Source organism: Arthrobacter sp. H20 (genome assembly GCF_000520515.1).
Lineage (GTDB): Bacteria > Actinomycetota > Actinomycetes > Actinomycetales > Micrococcaceae > Arthrobacter_D.
In genome coordinates, this window is record NZ_KI914727.1 from 2,115 (window position 1) to 19,791 (window position 17,677).

15 protein-coding genes and 1 pseudogene are annotated in these 17,677 nt (G+C 62.6%); 4 read left to right on the forward strand and 12 right to left on the reverse strand.

The genetic code is table 11. The annotated features are described in order from the left end of the window. Nucleotides 1-50: 50 nt before the first annotated feature. Entirely contained in the window at nt 51-1,382 is a 1,332-nt protein-coding gene (locus Y703_RS0108725; RefSeq protein ID WP_026552401.1) for an MFS transporter, read from the reverse strand. A gap of 211 nt (nt 1,383-1,593) precedes the next feature. Between Y703_RS0108725 and Y703_RS0108730 the strand changes: the two genes are divergently transcribed. Beyond that, a complete protein-coding gene (locus Y703_RS0108730; RefSeq protein ID WP_026552402.1) occupies nt 1,594-2,319 on the forward strand; it encodes an IclR family transcriptional regulator in 726 nt (241 codons plus the stop codon). Nucleotides 2,320-2,335: 16 nt separating this feature from the next. Here Y703_RS0108730 and Y703_RS0108735 read toward each other — a convergent pair whose 3' ends face one another. The 4 genes from Y703_RS0108735 to Y703_RS18885 all read right to left on the reverse strand — a co-directional run bounded on the left by Y703_RS0108735 (nt 2,336) and on the right by Y703_RS18885 (nt 9,051). Beyond that, nucleotides 2,336-3,610: an MFS transporter gene (locus Y703_RS0108735; RefSeq protein ID WP_026552403.1), complete on the reverse strand. Its 1,275-nt coding sequence runs from the start codon at nt 3,608-3,610 to the stop codon at nt 2,336-2,338. A 78-nt stretch (nt 3,611-3,688) separates the two neighbouring features. Beyond that, complete coding sequence (locus Y703_RS18880) at nt 3,689-6,823, reverse strand: AAA family ATPase (RefSeq protein ID WP_051427429.1); 3,135 nt, start codon at nt 6,821-6,823, stop codon at nt 3,689-3,691. Beyond that, nucleotides 6,820-7,986 (reverse strand): exonuclease SbcCD subunit D, encoded by a 1,167-nt coding sequence (locus Y703_RS0108745; RefSeq protein ID WP_026552404.1) that lies wholly within the window; start codon nt 7,984-7,986, stop codon nt 6,820-6,822. Before Y703_RS0108745 ends, Y703_RS18880 begins: the two co-directional genes overlap by 4 nt. A 75-nt stretch (nt 7,987-8,061) precedes the next feature. Continuing rightward, nucleotides 8,062-9,051, reverse strand: coding sequence for an aquaporin (locus Y703_RS18885; RefSeq protein ID WP_051427430.1), 990 nt, complete (start codon nt 9,049-9,051; stop codon nt 8,062-8,064). A gap of 180 nt (nt 9,052-9,231) precedes the next feature. Between Y703_RS18885 and Y703_RS0108755 the strand changes: the two genes are divergently transcribed. Further along, nucleotides 9,232-10,284 (forward strand): ADP-ribosylglycohydrolase family protein, encoded by a 1,053-nt coding sequence (locus Y703_RS0108755; RefSeq protein WP_026552405.1) that lies wholly within the window; start codon nt 9,232-9,234, stop codon nt 10,282-10,284. 41 nt (nt 10,285-10,325) lie between these two features. Then, nucleotides 10,326-11,246, forward strand: coding sequence for an SDR family NAD(P)-dependent oxidoreductase (locus Y703_RS0108760; protein WP_026552406.1), 921 nt, complete (start codon nt 10,326-10,328; stop codon nt 11,244-11,246). Nucleotides 11,247-11,252: 6 nt separating this feature from the next. On the opposite strand, the gene Y703_RS0108765 is transcribed toward Y703_RS0108760, so the two are convergent. Further along, nucleotides 11,253-12,251 (reverse strand): 3'-5' exonuclease, encoded by a 999-nt coding sequence (locus Y703_RS0108765; RefSeq protein ID WP_026552407.1) that lies wholly within the window; start codon nt 12,249-12,251, stop codon nt 11,253-11,255. 90 nt (nt 12,252-12,341) lie between these two features. On the opposite strand from Y703_RS0108765, the gene Y703_RS0108770 reads away from it, so the two are divergent. Further along, a complete protein-coding gene (locus tag Y703_RS0108770; RefSeq protein WP_026552408.1) occupies nt 12,342-12,932 on the forward strand; it encodes an HAD family hydrolase in 591 nt (196 codons plus the stop codon). Nucleotides 12,933-12,941: 9 nt separating this feature from the next. Here Y703_RS0108770 and Y703_RS0108775 read toward each other — a convergent pair whose 3' ends face one another. The 6 genes and pseudogenes from Y703_RS0108775 to rph all read right to left on the reverse strand — a co-directional run bounded on the left by Y703_RS0108775 (nt 12,942) and on the right by rph (nt 17,446). After that, a complete protein-coding gene (locus tag Y703_RS0108775; protein ID WP_026552409.1) occupies nt 12,942-13,628 on the reverse strand; it encodes a hypothetical protein in 687 nt (228 codons plus the stop codon). Continuing rightward, nucleotides 13,625-14,545 (reverse strand): annotated as a pseudogene (locus Y703_RS18890) (ABC transporter ATP-binding protein). The gene Y703_RS0108775 and the pseudogene Y703_RS18890 overlap by 4 nt, the downstream one beginning before the upstream one ends. Continuing rightward, a complete protein-coding gene (locus tag Y703_RS0108785; RefSeq protein WP_026552410.1) occupies nt 14,542-14,916 on the reverse strand; it encodes a GntR family transcriptional regulator in 375 nt (124 codons plus the stop codon). Before Y703_RS0108785 ends, Y703_RS18890 begins: the two are co-directional and overlap by 4 nt. Before the next feature lie 383 nt (nt 14,917-15,299). Continuing rightward, nucleotides 15,300-15,983, reverse strand: a complete 684-nt coding sequence (locus Y703_RS0108790; protein ID WP_026552411.1) for a DedA family protein — start codon at nt 15,981-15,983, stop codon at nt 15,300-15,302. 55 nt (nt 15,984-16,038) lie between these two features. Further along, a complete protein-coding gene (rdgB, locus tag Y703_RS0108795) occupies nt 16,039-16,680 on the reverse strand; it encodes an RdgB/HAM1 family non-canonical purine NTP pyrophosphatase (protein ID WP_026552412.1) in 642 nt (213 codons plus the stop codon). After that, nucleotides 16,673-17,446: a ribonuclease PH gene (gene rph, locus Y703_RS0108800; RefSeq protein ID WP_026552413.1), complete on the reverse strand. Its 774-nt coding sequence runs from the start codon at nt 17,444-17,446 to the stop codon at nt 16,673-16,675. The genes rdgB and rph overlap by 8 nt, the downstream gene beginning before the upstream one ends. Nucleotides 17,447-17,677: the final 231 nt, after the last annotated feature.

The following is a 17,677-nucleotide window of genomic DNA, read 5'->3' on the forward strand; positions in this document are numbered from 1 at the left end:
GTAGCGGGAAAGTCCCCGCCGCTCTCGGCCCCTGCCCTCTGCTGAAACTGTTAGTGGTGTGACACGCCCAGTGGAGCACCCCTAGGCTCCTTGACCAGGCTGACGCCAACAAAGGAGATCACGCACAGCACCATAATGTAGATCGCCACCGAGCCGGACCACTCATAGGCTTCGAGGAGGGCCTGCGCAACGGTTGCAGCGAACGCGCCGCCGAGGATGGCGCCGAGGGCGTACCCGATGGAGATGCCCGAGTAGCGTACCTGGGCCGGGAACATCTCAGCGTACATGGCTGACATCGGCCCGTAGGACAGTCCCAGCCCGATGGTCAGGACGAACAGGGCGAACCCATAGAGCACTATGTTGCCGGTGTCGATCAGGATGAACATCGGCAGCATCCACAGGAACACCCACGCGTAGCCGAGCTGGAAGGTGCGGACCCTACCGATCTTGTCCGACAGCCAACCTCCCACCATGGTGAAAATCAGCCAGCCGAAGGACGCGAGCACTGTAGCGAGGAGCACTTGCTGGATGGGAAGTTCCAGTCGCCCGGTAGCGTAGGAGATGAAGAATGCGATCAGCAGGTAGCCAGCCGCGTTGTTCCCGATGAAGATAGCTGCCGAGAGGAATACCTCTTTGGTGTGGTTCCGGAACAGTTCACGCAACGGCGCCTTGCTTTCCGCTTTGCGCTGAGCCATTTCCTTGAACACTGGGCTTTCAGCAACAGAGCGCCGGATCAGGTAACCCACCACTATCAAAAACACCGACAGCAGGAACGGGATCCGCCAGCCCCAGGCCAGGAACTCGTCTTCGGTGAGGACAGTCCTCAGCAGCAGGAGCAGGCTCGTTGCCAGGATCATGCCCACTGGCACGCCGATCTGCGGGTAGGCACCGAACAATCCACGTTTGTGCACTGGCGCATGCTCGACAGCCATCAGGGCCGCACCGCCCCATTCACCGCCGGCTGAGAATCCCTGGATGATGCGGAACAGGATGAGCAGGATGGGTGCCCAGATACCGATCTGCGCGTAGGTCGGCAAGAGACCGATCAACGCCGTCGCTCCACCCATCAGGAGGAGAGTCATGACCAGTACTGCCTTGCGGCCGATCCGGTCGCCGAGGTGACCGGCGACAATCGCTCCCAGCGGGCGGAAGAGGAAGCTGATACCGATCAGGGCGAAGGACAGGATCTGAGCGAGCCCGGGGTTCGAATTAGACAGTGGGGTCAGGAACAGTCCCGCCAGGACCGTAGCCGTCAGTTGAGCAAAAATGAAAAAGTCGTACCACTCGATGGTGGTGCCGACCATGGTGCCTGCCAGAACCTTGCGTTCCTCGCGGGTAACGCGTTGTTTGGGCTGGCCAACGCTGGTTGAAGAAGACGTCATTGTGTACTCCAAAATGGGGACGGACTATTTACTGACAGAACGTTCGGTAATTGTGATGTTGATCATACTACCCCGCGGAGTCCAAAAGACTGCACTATTGCAGCACCTCATTTATCGGAAAAAGTTGTTCTATAGTTGGACGCTTCATTCGAATACTGAAAAATGGATGGAAGTGACGAGGATGACGGTTCAGGAACCTGGGAGATTCGGCGTGGAAAGTGATCGACTCAGCACTTCAGCGGCGCCGTCGTCCCACGCGCAGACCCTCTCCCGCGGCCTACGTGCCCTGGAGATTCTGGCTGAAGCGCAAGCACCACTATCTATCGCCGAGTTGTCCACACTCCTCGGGGTCCATCGCTCAATTGCCTATCGAATCCTCCGAACCCTCGAGGATCATTCGCTGGTGGTCCGAGATGCTGGCGGCCGGGTGCAGGCCGGACCGGGGCTCGCAGTGCTGGCGCGCGGCGTATCAAGTGACTTGCAGTCAGCCGCGCTGCCGGAACTGACCATACTGGCCAACACATTGGGAATGACTGCCTTCGTCGCCGTTCTGAACCAGCAGGACTGCGTTACCCTGGTGGCAGTGGAGCCCCGACACACCGGCGCCACGGTTGCGCAACGCCCCGGAACCCGCCATTCAGTGACTGCGGGGGCGCCAGGCATTGCCATTCAGTCTGCCCTCACTGAACCGGACTGGGAACGCTTTGCGCCGGGACGGCGGTACCGCGACGATGCCCGCACGGCTCAGCGGCTCGGGTACGCGGTCAGTCACGATGAGGTGATTGAAGGCGTGTCCTCAGTCGCCGTCCCGGTAAGGATCCCAGGTCAGCTGCCCGCGGCTGTGGCGCTGGTCTATATTCGGTCCCAGCACACCCCCGCTCAGCTCGGAGCGCAGCTCATGGAGTGTGCCCGAACCATTGAATCCCAACTCCGCTAGAACTTGAGTGGGGACCCTAGCTGACCTGCCGTTGGCGAGGCACAGTGAGCGAGACAACTCCCAGCACAAGGAGTGCTCCGGCTGCGGCTACCGGAACTGCGAAGGCAGCGCTGAAACCATTGGCTTCAGCAAGGGTTCCGGCTACCGAGGCGCCAATCGCCGTGCCAGCGACAATCCCACTGGCCAGCAGGGTCATCACCGTGCCCATGAGTTCCTTCGGTGCGACCAAAGAACCAATACTGAAAATGGTGACCATGGTGGGTCCCACCGGGATGCCCAGCACGAATAGGACGAGCAACATCAACGGCACCTCCTGGGGGAGGAAGAGAAGCAGACTCAGCAGGCTCATCCCTCCCGCAGAGATGATCCAGCGCCATGACGCAGAGAACCTCGCCGGCCAGTACGCCACCGACAGAGCGGCGGCGGCCGAGCTTAGCCCCATCACTGCATACAGCAGCCCGGCTGAGGTTGCTGCTCCGAACTCGCCAGCGAAAGCGATCAGCGCAGTCTGGGTGGACCCGAAAAAGGTGCCCATGGCGACCATGCCGAACACCGGCAGGGGCACCAATAGCCAGAACTTGCGGCTGCCCGGTTTGCGGCCCTGGTCGGCTGCATCCCCCGTTTGCGCGGAGAACGGACGGCGGCTCAACGGCACAACAGCCTGCACTGTGTGGTGCACGGCGAAAGCGCTCACCATCACAATGGTGAGAATGGCGGCCAGGGCCAACGGCAACCAGGGGGTGATGAGGCTCGCAAGGAGACCGACGAGCGCTGGCCCCAGCACAAAAGTCAGTTCGTCGGCCGTGCTCTCGTAGGACAGCGCGGTGTCCAGGTCGCCGGGCTGCGTGCCGCGGGTCAGGGCAATCCACCGCACCCGCGCCAACGGACCGATTTGAGGACAGGTCAGCCCCATGCCGAAGGCTGATGCAAGAATCAGTGCGGTGGATGCTGCAGAAAAGTCGGGGACGGTGTAGCTGGCGGTCACCACCAGTGCTATGGCGGCGGTGTTGAGGATCGCAGAGATCAGCAACACCGGGCGCTGCCCGGTGCGGTCCGCAAGGTAACCGAGGATGGGAGCTCCCAGTGCTGACCCGACCCCGACTGCTCCAGCGGCGAACCCACCGGTAGCCACAGATTCGCTTCCCGCGGTGACCAGGGTCAGCGCGCCAACTGTCAGCATGGCCAGCGGGAGTCGGGCGAAGAACCCAATGGTGAGAAACGAGGGCCCGGCGAGAGCGGGAAGCCGACCGTAACGTCCCAACCGGCTTCCGGATACTGCAAGAGTTGTCATAGTGATGGTCTTTCCGGATACAGCTGAGTGCGCATCGTCCCCCCTCCCGATGCGCCCAACCCGGTGACGTATCTAAATTTACACCGTCTGCAGCCAGCCCGCCTGCTGTTGTTCAGACGCTAGCTGATCGACAATGCGCAGCGTGGATCCGTTGCGACCCTTTACCACCTGGAGCTGAGCGCCGATCCGCTGCTTCAGTTCGGCGACATGACTGACTAAACCCACCATGCGGCCGCCGTCCCGGAGACCCTCCAGGGCATCCATGACCTGTTCGAGGGACTGATCGTCGAGGCTGCCGAAGCCTTCATCGACGAAGAGAGTCTCGATCTCAATCCCCCCGGACTCCGCCTGGACGACGTCGGCCAGGCCGAGGGCTAGCGCGAGCGCCGCCATAAAGGATTCGCCTCCTGACAGAGTTGCCGTGTCACGTCTGTTCCCGGTCCACCCGTCGATCACGTTCAATCCCAACCCTGACTTCCTGTTGCCCGATAGGGCATCGCTGTGCACGAGGGCGTAGCGTCCGTCCGACATTTCCAGCAACCGCTCGGTAGCTGCTTCTGCGACCTGCTCCAGGCGGGCCGCCAACACATAGGTGCCAAGACTCATCTTGTAGGTGTTGTCCCCACCCCCGACGGCGGTATCGGCGAGCGATCTGACGAGTTCGTGCTCGCTGCGCAACGGCAGCACCACCTGCTCCTGGACCGTCAGCTCGCCGACGTAGCCGTCCAGCTGAAGTACTGACTCCTCGATCATCCGGAGTGTGAGCTGGCTGGTGGCAGCTCGCACGGCTGATTCCTGCTCGGCCGCCGCCGCCTCCTCAACCGCATCCAGGGTCACAGCGGGCAGACCAGCGGCCTCCTCCTGGAGTGCCCCAGCGATCCCCGGGAGGCCCCGGTCAGCCTCAAGGCGGTGGGTGATCCGCTGATAGCCCGTCAGGAAAAGCTCGGCCCGCTGCAGTTCCGCTGGTGGCAGCAGTGCTGCACGAACGTCGTCGGGATGCTCAAAGACTGAGTCAACGAGCCCGTCAGCCAGTGTGGCGCACGCTAGATCGCGATTTTCGCTGGCTCGGAGCAGGCTCTGCAGGGCGTTCCGATAGGTGAGAATCGCCCAGTGCGCCGTCGACAACTCGGCACTTCGTTCAGCCAGCGTGGGATACCCATCCCGGAGTACCGCAAGGTGTTCCAGCACCTCTGAGTGCTGTTCGTTCATTCCGGCGGTCGAGGATCGCAGTTCAGCCAGCGAGGTTGAGAGGGCGTTCTGTGTTCCAGTGAGTCCTTCCTCCTGCTCGGCCAGCTCGGCCAGTCGAACCGCCCTACGCTCCAGTGTCCGCCCCGCTGCTGTGGCTTCTGTCAGCAGGTCGGAATCGCGCACGAGCTCTACCCGCACGGCGAGGACATCCCGGTCCCCGCCCTGGGCTTCCAGCCTCGCTGCGTCCAGGCCCGCTTTATCGCGCACCCGGCGGATGGTCTCCAGCTCCTGCCCCGCCGCGTCCTGATCCTGGTGTGCTGCCTGTTCCTCCTCATGCGTGATCAGGCTGCCCTGATCAGCCGAGGCCGGTCGGGGATGAGACCTGCTGCCACACACAGGGCAATCGCTATCGTCGGTGAGCCTGGCCGCCAGTTCGGCTGCAGCCTGCTCCAGCCGTTTCCTGAGGGTGTGGAGCCAGAGTTCCTTGAGGTCCAGGTAGCGCCGTTCGGCAGCCGTATATCGACTTTCCTCCCGACGCACCAGCTCTCTCGCGGTATCCAGCGCAGCAATGGTTGCGAGGAGTCGATTTCCCTCCTCGACTCGACTCTCCAGTGCCGATTCTTCCTTGACCTGCTTCTCCAGCTCGGTCCGCTCTCCGCGGATACCTGTTGCTTCGGAGCGCACTGCAGCCTGGGCTGCGGCACCTTCAGCGAGTGCTGTCTCAATCCGGGAGTGCTCGCGCGCTGCGTCCTGCAGCCTGCTCTCCAGTGAGTGGAGGCGCTGTTCCTCCGGGAGGGCCGCGCGCAGCACGCCCAGAGTCGATGTAGCAGTAGTGCACGCGGCATCGAGCACACTGATCGTCTCGCCCACCTCCCGGTGGGCATGATCGGTCCCCGCCAATGCCACGGGATTGAGGGCCGGGAGCAGGGAACCTGCTACCGGGGAATCCGCTATCCCCTGGGCCGCAGCCCGAGCCTCCGCGCGAGTCCGGCTCAGTGCCTCGTCCGCGTGGTCCAGGGCGCGCAGGCTGCTTTCGAGGATCTGCGCCTTGCCATCCTGCTCCACTGCTGTTCGAAAAGCCGCTGCCTCCCCCCGCTGCTCGCCGTGTGCGGCCTCGGCAGCCCTGAGGGTAGCCAGCGCTGTCCTACGTAAGTGTGCGGCCGCCGCATCCCGATGAACCTGTTGACGTGCTGCCAGCTCTACCGAATCGTCAGTTGAGGCTTTGCGTGCATGTTCCAACGCTTCGGACAGGCGGGCCTGCAGCTCACTGATGGTTCCAGGCTGCGTTTCCTGGGCGCCCACCCCATCCACATCGGTGGCTTCATGATCCGAACTGGCCACATCGCGTGGCGCGTGGCGCTGTACCTCGTCCCTTGCCCGGCGCAGGATGTGGGTCAATCCTGCCTCGGCGTCGGCCAGACGGGAGCTGATCGTTTTGGCGCGCTCGGCGAGGAGCTTTTCAACCTGCTCGAAGCGGTCGGTCGAGAAGAGCTTCTGGAGCAACTCCCGTCGCGACTTCGCGTCGGAGCGCAAAAATGCAGCGAACTCGCCCTGCGGCAGCATCACTACTCGCGTGAACTGCTCACGGTCCATGCCAAGGAGGGCCTGTATTTCTGCCCCAGCTTCATCGTTGCGCGCTGACTTTTGGATCCACTCGCCGTCGATCCGCTCCCGCAGCAGGGTGCGAGCCTGCTCCGGTGTGGTTCCGTTGCCTCGTTTAGCTGGGCGACTCCATTGCGGATTGCGGATCACTTCCAGCCGACGTCCGCCCACACTGAACTCGCAGACCACCTCCGGCGCCAGGGAGGCCGCAGCGTGGTCGCTCCGCAGCCGCTTGGCTCCCTGCCGGGCGCCTGGCACCGACCCGTACAGCGCATAGCAGATTGCATCGAGCACACTCGATTTGCCAGCTCCGGTCGGTCCGTTCAGGAGGAACAACCCGTGGGCGCCCAACCTGTCGAAGTCGACCTCCTGCCGTTCGGCAAAGGGGCCGAACGCCTGCAGTTCCAGGCGATGGATCCTCACAGCTCGACCTGCGCCGAGCGAACTGCCTCAAGTGTAGAAGTGATCACAGCGCGTTCGGCGTCGCTGGCTGACCGGGACCGCACATGGTCGAGAAACCCGCAGCACACCTCTACATCATCACTGGCCTGGGCAATCCGCTGGCTGTAGGTCTGGACAGCTGATTCACGATCGCCGGCCGGTTCAAAGACGAGCACCAAGGTGGCAGGGAAACGGCTTCGCAGCCGCTCCATTGCCTGGGCGGGCCGCTCGACATCAGTAAGCGTGATGTGGCAATAGGCGCTCGTCGCCCACTCGTGACGGGGATCCGCCAGCAATTCGTCCAGCTCACCGGTGAGCACCGCCAGCTCGCGGTGCCCCGGCCACTGCACGGCACTGACCTCACCAAGGCCGTCGGCGCTGATCTCCACGAGCCACGCGCCCTTCGACTGATTGGACTCAGAAAACGAATAGGGCAACGGCGAGCCCGAGTACCGCACGTTGGGAGCCAACCGCTGCTGACCGTGAAGGTGGCCGAGGGCTGCATAGTCGAAGGACTCAAAGAGATCCAGTGGGACGGCACCCACCCCACCAACACTGAGATCACGCTCACTCTCGGAAGTGATGCCGCCACTCGCAAACGTGTGAGCCATCACGAGGGACAGCACTTTTCCCGCTGACCGGCGGTGCGCCAGATCCGCACGAACCAGGTCGAGAGCGGCCCGCGTTACTGACGTATGGGTCGGCGCTTCGGCACCGAGAGCATCGGCTACCAGACGAGGCTCGAGGTAGGGCAGGCCATACACAGCGAGTTCAGCCCCGTCATCGCCCAAAGGAAAAAGGATCGGCCTGGCAATATCCTCAAGCCGGGTGCGTAGGTGCACACCTCCGCGTTCCAGAATGCGGCCACCAAATCCCAGGCGAGTGGCTGAGTCATGGTTTCCGCTGGAAACGACTACCTGGGCTCCGGCACCGGTCAGCCGCTCAAGGGCCTCATCGAAGAGCGCGACGACGTCGACACCGGGCAGCGCACGATCATAGACGTCACCGGCGACCAGCACCACATCCACCTCTTGCTCACGAACTGTCTTTTCAAGATCGTCGATGAAAATCCGCTGTGCCTGAAGGGTACCCACACCGTGGAACGATCGCCCCAGGTGCCAATCGGATGTGTGAAGTAACCTCATGCTTCCAAGCTACCGGCACGCACTGACATTCCTGGGGAGCGCACCCGGCGGTGCGGACTTCGGCCGAAATACAGCCTATTGTCCATGGCGCCGTTCGTCGGATTCGTCGAAGAATGTCCGCGCCTCATCGGTTCCTGCCGGGCGGTCAACGTTCCCGTCATTACCGGTTTCTCCCGTCCGAGTGTGGCCGGCGGGGTACCGGTCGGCCGCAGTCGGAGCGTCGATTTCCGTCTCGGTGGTGTCCTCCTGAGGAGCGGCGGTGTCCTGAGGAGCGGCGTGCTTGCGACCGCCGAACAGATCGGTACTGCGGTAGATGAGCCCGGCAATCGCCGCGCCAAGCACGGGGGCAACCCAGAACAGCCAGAGCTGCTCAACTGCCCAACCCTCAGAGAAGATTGCTGCGGCAGTGGACCGGGCTGGGTTCAGTGACCCGTTGGTGATTGGCAGCAGGAAGGTCAGGAGCGCTGCGTAGACCAGCCCGATGGCGAACGGTCCGCCGGCGTTGCGGAGCACACCCGTTGCAGTCCGGGAGGTGGCACCCAGGACTACCGCCACAAAGATAGCTGTGCCAACTACCTCGGCCAGGAAGGCGCTGCTCAGAGCGAACTGGGTTGGGGAATTCTCGGCGTATCCGTTGGCCGATACGGCGAACAGGGCTTGGACGCTCCCGGCAAACTGCTGGTTTGCGCTCAACAGCAGCCAGATGAATACTGCTGCGGCGAGTCCTCCCATTACCTGCGCCACGATGTAGGGGAGCACCGATGCCCAGGCGGTTTTACCCGCTGCGGCCGAGCCGAGTGTCACAGCAGGGTTGAAATGGCCACCTGACACATAGCCGAACGCAACGTTCGCGCCAATCAATGCCAGCCCGAAGGCGAGGGTTGGCTGCACACCCGTCTGGGTGTTCAAAATGGTGACTCCCAGGCCGGCAAGTACCAGCAGGAACGAGCCAGCCGCTTCAGCGAGCGACCGTGTCACCAGGGGAAATTCGCTGATCACAGCGCCGCGGCCGGGGTGTTCCGGCTCAGCGTGCACAGCGGGTGAGGGTGATGATATCTGCGTCATGTTGGACGAAATCCTTTGAGCTGATTGGGAGAGCTGAAGTTGGGGCCGACGCTATTGTCAGGACCGGACCGTTCGGTCAAACAAACCCATCCAGCGTTCCACTTGTTGCTGGATGCCCGCTGGGAGCGGGCATTAGGGCTGACGGCGCAGTAGAACCCTACCCGACACTAGACTGGTGAGGTGCCTGTTGCTCCCACCTTTTCCGACCGCGTTCATGGTTGCCTACTGGGCGGCGCTCTCGGTGACGCCCTCGGCTACGCCGTCGAGGAACTCGACCTCCGGTCCATCCGAACAGCCTACGGTCCATCCGGCGTGAGATCTCCCGAGGATGTCCGAGAGTCCTTCGGGTTCTCCGACGACACTCAGCTCACCCTGTACACGGTTGACGGCCTGGTGGACGCAATCCAGTGGGCAAACGACGGAGTTGCGGCCGACGAAACTGCGTGTCTCTGGCTGGCCTACCTGCGATGGCTGGCGACGCAGGGCGAGCCGGCATCGTCGTCGGCTCCTGCCCCTCCTCCTCGCTGGATCGATACCCAGGAAGTGCTGCGGCGGCGCCGCAGGCCTGGCGCGGCGTGCCTCAGCGCCCTGCGCAGCGGTGACATGGGTACCCTCGCGCGGCCGATCAACCTTGAGGCCAAGGGATCGGGCACGGTGATGCGCTCGGCGCCCTTTGGCCTGGTGCCCCACGTTCCGGCGGAGGTGGCCGATCGGCTGGCGGTAAACGCGGCGGCGCTCACCCACGGGCATCCCGCCGCCCGGCATTGCGCTGCAGTAATTGCCGTGCTGATCCACGCCATCGTCAACGATGGGCAATCGCTGCGGGAAGCTGTGGCAACCGCAGTGGCACGCGCCGGCACGTCGGGCCTCCCCGACCTGTCGAAGCTCCTCGACACGGCACTTGAGCTGGCCACCGACGGCGGAGTGTCCCCGGAGCTGATGACCGCTGCCCTCGGCACTGGGTGGACGGCTGACGAAGCCACAGCAATTGCTGTCTACGCGGTACTGGCGGTCCCGGCTGATGCCGGCGCCGAACAGCACTTCAGCAGCGCGGTAGCTCTTGCGGTCAACCACGACGGCGACAGCGACACCACTGGGGCGATCACCGGTAGCATCCTTGGCGCCCTTTACGGGGTGCAGGGGCTACCGGCCGCCTGGACCGCTGACCTGGAGGGTGCCGACGTCGTCAGCGCCATGGCTCGTTTGCTGGTGGACACCACCTCGGCTGGCTGAGCGATGCTTGTCCTGAGCCCCCGTATGCCTAATCTGGTGGGATGAACAACTGGAACCCAGCTGACCTGTCAGACCTGCGCGGCCGCACCATGGTGGTGACCGGGGGAAACGCCGGCCTCGGATACTTCGCGTGTGAGCAACTGGCGGCGGCCGGGGCAACAGTGGTGATGGCATCGCGGAACGAACAGAAGGCCAAAGCCGCAATCAAGGCGATCAAAGCGCTGATTCCGGGGGCCGACGTCGAATTCCAGGAACTCGATCTGGCCCACCTGGATTCTGTGCGCCGGGCTGTGGATGTGCTTTCCGCCCGCGGACAGGTCGATGCACTGCTAGCCAATGCTGGGGTAGTGGGAGCCGCGGGACGCCAGCAGACGGCCGACGGATTCGAACTGCAGTTCGGGACCAACCATCTTGGCCACTTCGCTCTCACCGCGGGCCTGCTGCCGGCGCTCACCGCTGCGCGCGGACGGGTGGTTCATCTGGGCAGCATCAGCCACCGCTGGGTCCGGCTGAACACGGCCGACCTGATGCCCGCCAAGTACAGCAATCCGCGAGCCTACGCGACGTCGAAACTGGCTGTCATGACCTTCGGGTTCGAACTGGCTGCCCGGCTCCGGCTGCTGGGCAGCCCAGTGAAAAGCATTGTGGCCCATCCAGGCCTAGCGCTGGATATGCTCACTCCCCTTCGTCCGGGTATCGGCCTGAACAACACCTCGCCCGCTCCACAGCGACGCGTCCTGGCACCCGTCTCGCAGGGAAAGGACACCGGGGCGTGGCCACTGGTGCGTGCTGCGGAGGATCCCGACGTCGACAGTGGCTCCTACTGTGGTCCGAATGGGTGGTTCCAGTTGCGGGGTCACCCCGCAACAGTGGTGGCACAACCACACGCCCGCGAGCGCAACACTGCGTCACGGCTGATCGATGTGTCGCAGGACCTCACCGGCGTTCGGTTGGAGCTGTAGTTGCGGCTACGGGCTGTCGATGGGCCAGCGGCCCTCGGTCATCTGCAGGAACTCGGCTTCCGAAAGCACCTCGATCCGCTGCCCCCGGTCGTGGAGGTCGAGGACCCGCCGGGCTTTCCCGGTGACGCGTCCGTTGCGCAGATCCGACGCCACGAACCCGTCGCCCACCACCAGGACCGTGGTGCGCTTAGTGACGGCGCTTGCCGGTTGGGCCCCTAGCCATGCCGCCCGTTCTTTGGCCTGTGGTCGGGGCATGCCCAGCGTGCCGGTGAACACGACAGTCTGTCCGTACAGCGGGTGGGCCGGATCGGCCCCACCGTTCGCTGGCGGGTTCAGGCCCTCCTCCGGCCATCCGGCGGGACCAGTTGTGGTCGGGGCAGTTCCGCGAGCCAGCGCGCCGCGCGTCGCTTTCGACACTGCGTTGATGCCTGGCACATAGGCGTCCAGGGTGGAGAGCGGGAGCTGCTGCAGGGCAGCCAGCTCCTCAAGGGAGCCGGCGTTGTTCATCCGGGCGATGTCGATCATGATTCCGGCGCACGCCCGGGCGTCCTCTACCGCATCATGATGGTTCACCAGTGGAACCCCGGCCGCTTCGGCGACGAACGGCAGAGAATAGGAGGGAAGAGAGTAGTTGCGGCGGGAGAGGACCACTGTGCAGGCGTAGCTGTAGGCAGGGCCAGGTATGTCCGAGACTTCCTGTCCGGACCTGATCACACCCATGTCGAAGGCAGCATTGTGCGCAACCAGCACGTCGTCGCCAATGAAGGCCCCGATTTCCGGAAAGAGGTCCCCAAAGCGTGGCTCGGCGGCCACCATCTCGGGTGAGATGCCGTGGATCCGCACGTTGCGCCAGTCGAACTGATCATGGCCAGCCGGCGGGCGCATCAGCCAGTGCGCCTCATCAACAATCCTGCCGTCGCGGACCTTGGTCAGACCCACCGCGCAGGGGGATCCACGGAACCCGTTGGCTGTCTCGAAGTCGATTGCTGTGAACTCAATTCCCACCAGGTCAACGCTACGGGGCGAGGCACAGAATTTTACCCAACGTTCACCCGCGCGCCGGGAGATACCTGCCACAGTCCCCTACCCTGAGGTATGGGAAACACACAGTGGTACCTGTTTGACTACGGCATGGTGATCTCCAATGCGCCGATCCTCGAGGACTGGCAGAACCTCGAGGAGGCAACAGGGGTGCATTTGATGGCCCAGGGCTCACCCTACTGGCAGCATCGGTTGGATTTTGATGCTGGCCGCCACACCAGCGTCGAATATTGGTCGCTAGTCACCGGCCGGCACGTCACCGACAATCAGACTGATCTGCTCGACACCCTGGACGCCAATCAGTGGTCCCACTTCAATCTGGATACTCTCGACCTCTTGGAAGAGCTCAGCGGTCGCGGGGCCCGGCTGGCGCTGCTCTCGAATATGCCGGCTCCGATGGTGACCAGGTTCGAAGAGGCGTCCTGGACCAGTTATTTCCAGAAGATGTACTTCAGTTCCGCACTCAAGCTGGTCAAACCCCAGCGTGAGATCTTCGAATTTGTGCTGCGGGATCTGGGAGCGGAGCCGCTCGAGGTCATTTTCGTTGACGACGCCCCGGTGAACGTCGATGCTGCCCGTGAACTGGGCATCGATGCGCGGCTCCACCAGCCGGGCATCGACCTCCAGCGTGAGCTTGTCGCATAGCGCGGGTGTCTAGGGTACCGCCCGGCGCAGTGTGAGGTAGGAACCGCCGGCAAGGGCCAGGCCGACGACGGCGAACCAGCCCGCAACGCTGAGCTGGGTCTGGTTGCCGAGGAACTGGCCCACCTGATTCCACAGGTCCTGTCGCGTGGTGTAAAACAGGAGGCCCACCAGAATGAGGCCAGTGCCGATCCCGGTGATGAGGAGCCCAGTGGTCTGCCACCTCATGTAGATGGTCGCTGCCCAGAACCCGATCAGGAACAGGACCATCATCGCGGTGAAGTAGAAAGCCATCATCGGAAACCCGGAGCCTTCGGCGATCCATTCGAGCGCGAAGAACCTGCCATTCACACCCCAGCCATTGGTGGCGGTCTCAATGAGGCTCAGTACGTAATAGATTGCCGTCATCGCGAGGGCGATAATCGCGAAGAGACTGACTGTACCGAGGAAGAATGCTTTGCGGCTGATGCTCAGGCCCTGGGAAAAGGGAAACGTCATGGTAAGTGATTGAATTCCTAGTGCCAGGAAGTACCACATCGGGGCCTGTGAGCCCCCTGAGTACTTGACTCCGTCGTACGGGATGAACGACCAGATAACCCAGCTCATTCCCAAGACGCTGACCAGGATCGCGAGGGGTATGCCGATGAAGGTCCACCGGTTCATCAGTTGCATCCGCATGACATTGACTACACGGCTCATTGCGATACCTCCAGCGAGTGGTTTTTCACTGCATCCAGGTCTCCTTTGGTCGCAGCAAGGGTTCGCCGGATCACCAGTTGCTGGAGTGAGACCGGTGCAAGCTCGAGGCCCAACCCTGCGGCTTCCTACTTCTCTGCCGGAGTCAGGACACCGAGGACGGTCACCGAGGCAAGCGAGGCGAAATTGTCGGTGTGAAGTATTTCCCGGTTGGCCAGGAATATCTTCACCACAGTTGCTGATCCGACAACGGTGAATGCCGATCCCCTGATGCTTTCGGCGTCGTCGTTCATGATGATTCGACCATTGTCGATCACGATCACGTGCTCGAGGAGATTAGCCACTTCATCGATCAGGTGGGACGAGAGCACCACCGTCCGCGGGTGCAGCGCATAATCCTCGACTAGCCGGTCGTAGAAGAGTTGGCGGGCTACCGCATCCAATCCGAGATAGGGCTCGTCGAAGAACGTCAGCTCGGCACGGGATGCCAAGCCAATGATCACTCCCACAGCAGAGAGCTGGCCGCGGGAAAGCTTCTTGATCGAGCGCTTTACCGGCAACTGGAACTCCTCCACCAGCCGATCGGCCAGCGACTGGTCCCAGTTGCTGAAGAAGAGGGCTGCCGATCGGAAGGCATGCCGGGGAGTAAACGCATCGGGGTACTTCTGCGACTCGCTGATGAAGCAGATCCGGTTCAGCACGCGCTCGTTCTCGTAGGGGCTTTCGCCAAAGACCGCGACGCTGCCCGAGGTTTGGAAACCCTGAGCCGTCAGGATGGACATCAGGGTCGTTTTTCCTGCCCCGTTGCGCCCGAGAAGCCCGCAGATTTTTCCCGGTTCCAGCGACAGGGTGACCCCGTCGAGCGCAGTGGAATCGCGGTAGGTCTTGATCAGATCATGGGTTTCGATAACGCTACTCATGGTGTTCCCCCCAGAACTGATTCGCTGGTGCGGACCATCTCGGCCAGTTCATGCGGGCTAATGCCCAGCTTTCGGGCCTCGACAGCCAGCGGACGGACATATTGATCAAAAAATTTGTCCCGTCGGCGCTGCAGGAGCGCGGCTCGGGCACCGGTTGCAACAAACATTCCTATTCCCCGTTGCTTGTACAGGATGCCCTTATCCACGAGCCGGTTAACGCCTTTGGCGGCGGTGGCCGGGTTGATGCGGTGGAAAGCGGCAAACTCGTTGGTTGATGGGATCTGCGACTCTTCGGCGAGCGATCCCTGGACAATCTCGTTCTCGATCTCTTCGGCTATCTGCAGGAAGATGGGCCTACTGTCGTCGATCATCGTGGCCCTCCGGTTGACCAACTGTCCGGTCAGTTGGTTAGCTACTTGTGTAACTAACCATGCAACCGACCCTGTACCGTGACAATGGTTCTAGGGGAGAACTGTGGCAGATTCAGCCAACCCGACGACGTCGGCCCCGGGCCACACGGACATGTTGGAGGTCGAACGGCTCGCCGGGCCTTGAAACAGCGAGGCCTGCCTCATTGTCCGTAGCGCCGTAGAGCCGAGGAGCCGCGACACTGCGAGCGACGAAGAGTTTCAGGCGGCGGCGTCGGAATGGGCCCAGTGCGCGTCGATGAGACCGGGCAGTTGGTCATCGCGAACCGGATTCAGCTCAAGCCGAGGCGTAGCAATCTTTAGTCCCAAAAGAGGGCAAAAGTTCCTCAAGCAGTGTCACGATTCGCGCCTTTACGACGAATCCTCACTATCCTGCTGACGACGAAGTAGCCAACGAACAGGACAACAGCAGCTATCACAATCTTCTGGAAAACATCAGCATAGGCCTGGACAACCTGCCAGTTCTCACCAAGGTAGAAGCCTGCCATCACGAAAACGCAGTTCCAAATGAGACTGCCCGCGGTGGTGAGGACGAGGAATTTCCAGACAGTCATCCGCTCGATGCCCGCAGGAATCGAGACAAGACTCCGGAACAGCGGGATCATCCTGCCAAAGAACACTGCCCTGTAGCCGTGCAGATTGAACCAGTCCTCGACGCGGTCAACATCCTCCAGGTTAACCAGTGGCACACGGGAGACGATGGAGCGCATCCGGTCCCTGCCCAGCCAGGCACCCAGCAGGTACAGGACCGTTGCACCGATCACCGAACCCGCTGTGGTCCAGAAGATGGCCTCGAACAGGGTGAAGCTTCCGCGGCTCGCCGTGAAGCCGGCCAACGGCAGGATGACCTCGCTCGGCAAGGGCGGAAACAGGTTCTCCAGCGCAATCGCCAGACCAGCGCCGGGCGCACCGATGGTTTCCATCATGGAGACCGCCCAGTCGGAGATCGAATCGATCCACGACCCGCCTCCGGATGAAGTGGCGGGGGTGGTGAGAGGTGAGATTGTCATATCCCGACTCATTTTGCCCTATGAACCTGAAAGTAGCTGACGGCTGGGCTAGCGGTTATCGGAGCGCGTCGACGAGGTGGGGTAACAGGGCAGCGAAAGCCTTTGCCCGGTGGCTGATCGAGTTCTTCTCTTCCGAGGTCATCTCTGCGCAACTCAGGTCACTGCCCAGAGGTTTGAGGATTGGATCATACCCAAATCCACCAGATCCGCGGGGCGCAGCAAGCAGGGATCCCTTGAGCTCCCCGAAAGTCGCGTGGGCTGTGCCGTCCGGAAAGGCAAGAGCTGCGGCGCAGACAAACGATGCCCCACGCTGCGCAGCAGGAATATCGGCAAGCTGGGCCAGGAGAAGCGACAGGTTGGCGCCGTCGTCGCCGTGGCGCCCGGACCAGCGTGCAGAGAAGATTCCCGGTGCCCCGCCGAGCACATCGACTGCGAGACCTGAATCATCAGCAACCGCTACCAGACCGGTTGCTGCTGCCACCTCACGAGCCTTGAGCAGCGAGTTGGCTTCGAAGGTGGTGCCGCTCTCAACGACGTCGGGCGCGCCAGCAGTTTCCGCGTCGATCACCTGAGTATCCACATCCAGACCGGGAACCTGACCACGCAGCAGTTCACGAAGTTCCCGCAGCTTCCCGGCGTTCCGGGTGGCAAGGACCAGCCGGGGCCCGGTTGCGGCAGCGTCTGGCGTCTCAGGCACCTGCGCCCTCGCCAAGGATGTCCAGCTGGATCTGGGTCAGCTGCGAGGTGCCCAGCAGAGCAAGATCCAGCAGTGCATCAAGTTCATCCCGATCGAAGGGTGCACCCTCTGCTGTGCCCTGGACCTCGACGAACTTGCCACTGCCGGTGACAACAACATTCATGTCGGTCTCGGCTCGCACATCTTCAACGTAGGGCAGGTCGAGCATCGGCACACCGTCGATAATCCCCACACTGACAGCCGCCACCGTATCGATGAGCGGACGCGCCGACGCTGCGATGAGCTTGTTTTCCTTCGCGTAGCGGATCGCTTCAGCCAGTGCCACATAGGCGCCGGTGATCGCTGCCGTCCGGGTCCCGCCGTCGGCCTGCAGCACATCGCAGTCAAGCACGATGGTGGTCTCCCCCAACGCCTTGGTATCAATGATGGATCGCAAGGACCGGCCGATCAGGCGGGAAATCTCGTGGGTGCGGCCGCCGATCTTTCCCTTGACTGATTCCCGATCCGACCGGGTATTCGTTGCCCGCGGCAGCATTGCATACTCGGCCGTCACCCAGCCTTTGCCCTCGCCCTTGAGCCAGCGTGGCACACCCTGGGTCAGAGAAGCGGTGCAGAGAACGCGGGTGTTGCCGAACTCGATCAGGGCTGACCCTTCGGCCTGGTTGGACCAGCCACGGGTGATGCTGATGGGCCGGAGCTGGTCAGGGGTTCGGCCATCCGCCCGAAGCGAGACAGCTGTGGTTGAGGAAGTATCTGCGGGATTCATGGAATTAAGTCTACGGGCCGAACAGAAAAGTGGCCTAGCCGCAGCGTCGCGGTGGAGCGAGAACTCGAGTGTCGCTGGGCAATTTTTTGGCGCCTAGATTTGGTAGGACACGCCTGCGACAGCGACGGCGAGGTCACCGCGGTAGCTGGTCCGGGCTTCCTCGACGGTCCGGTTGGCGTCATTCCACACGGGAATGTGGGTCAGGAGCAACCGGCCCGACGACGCGGCTGC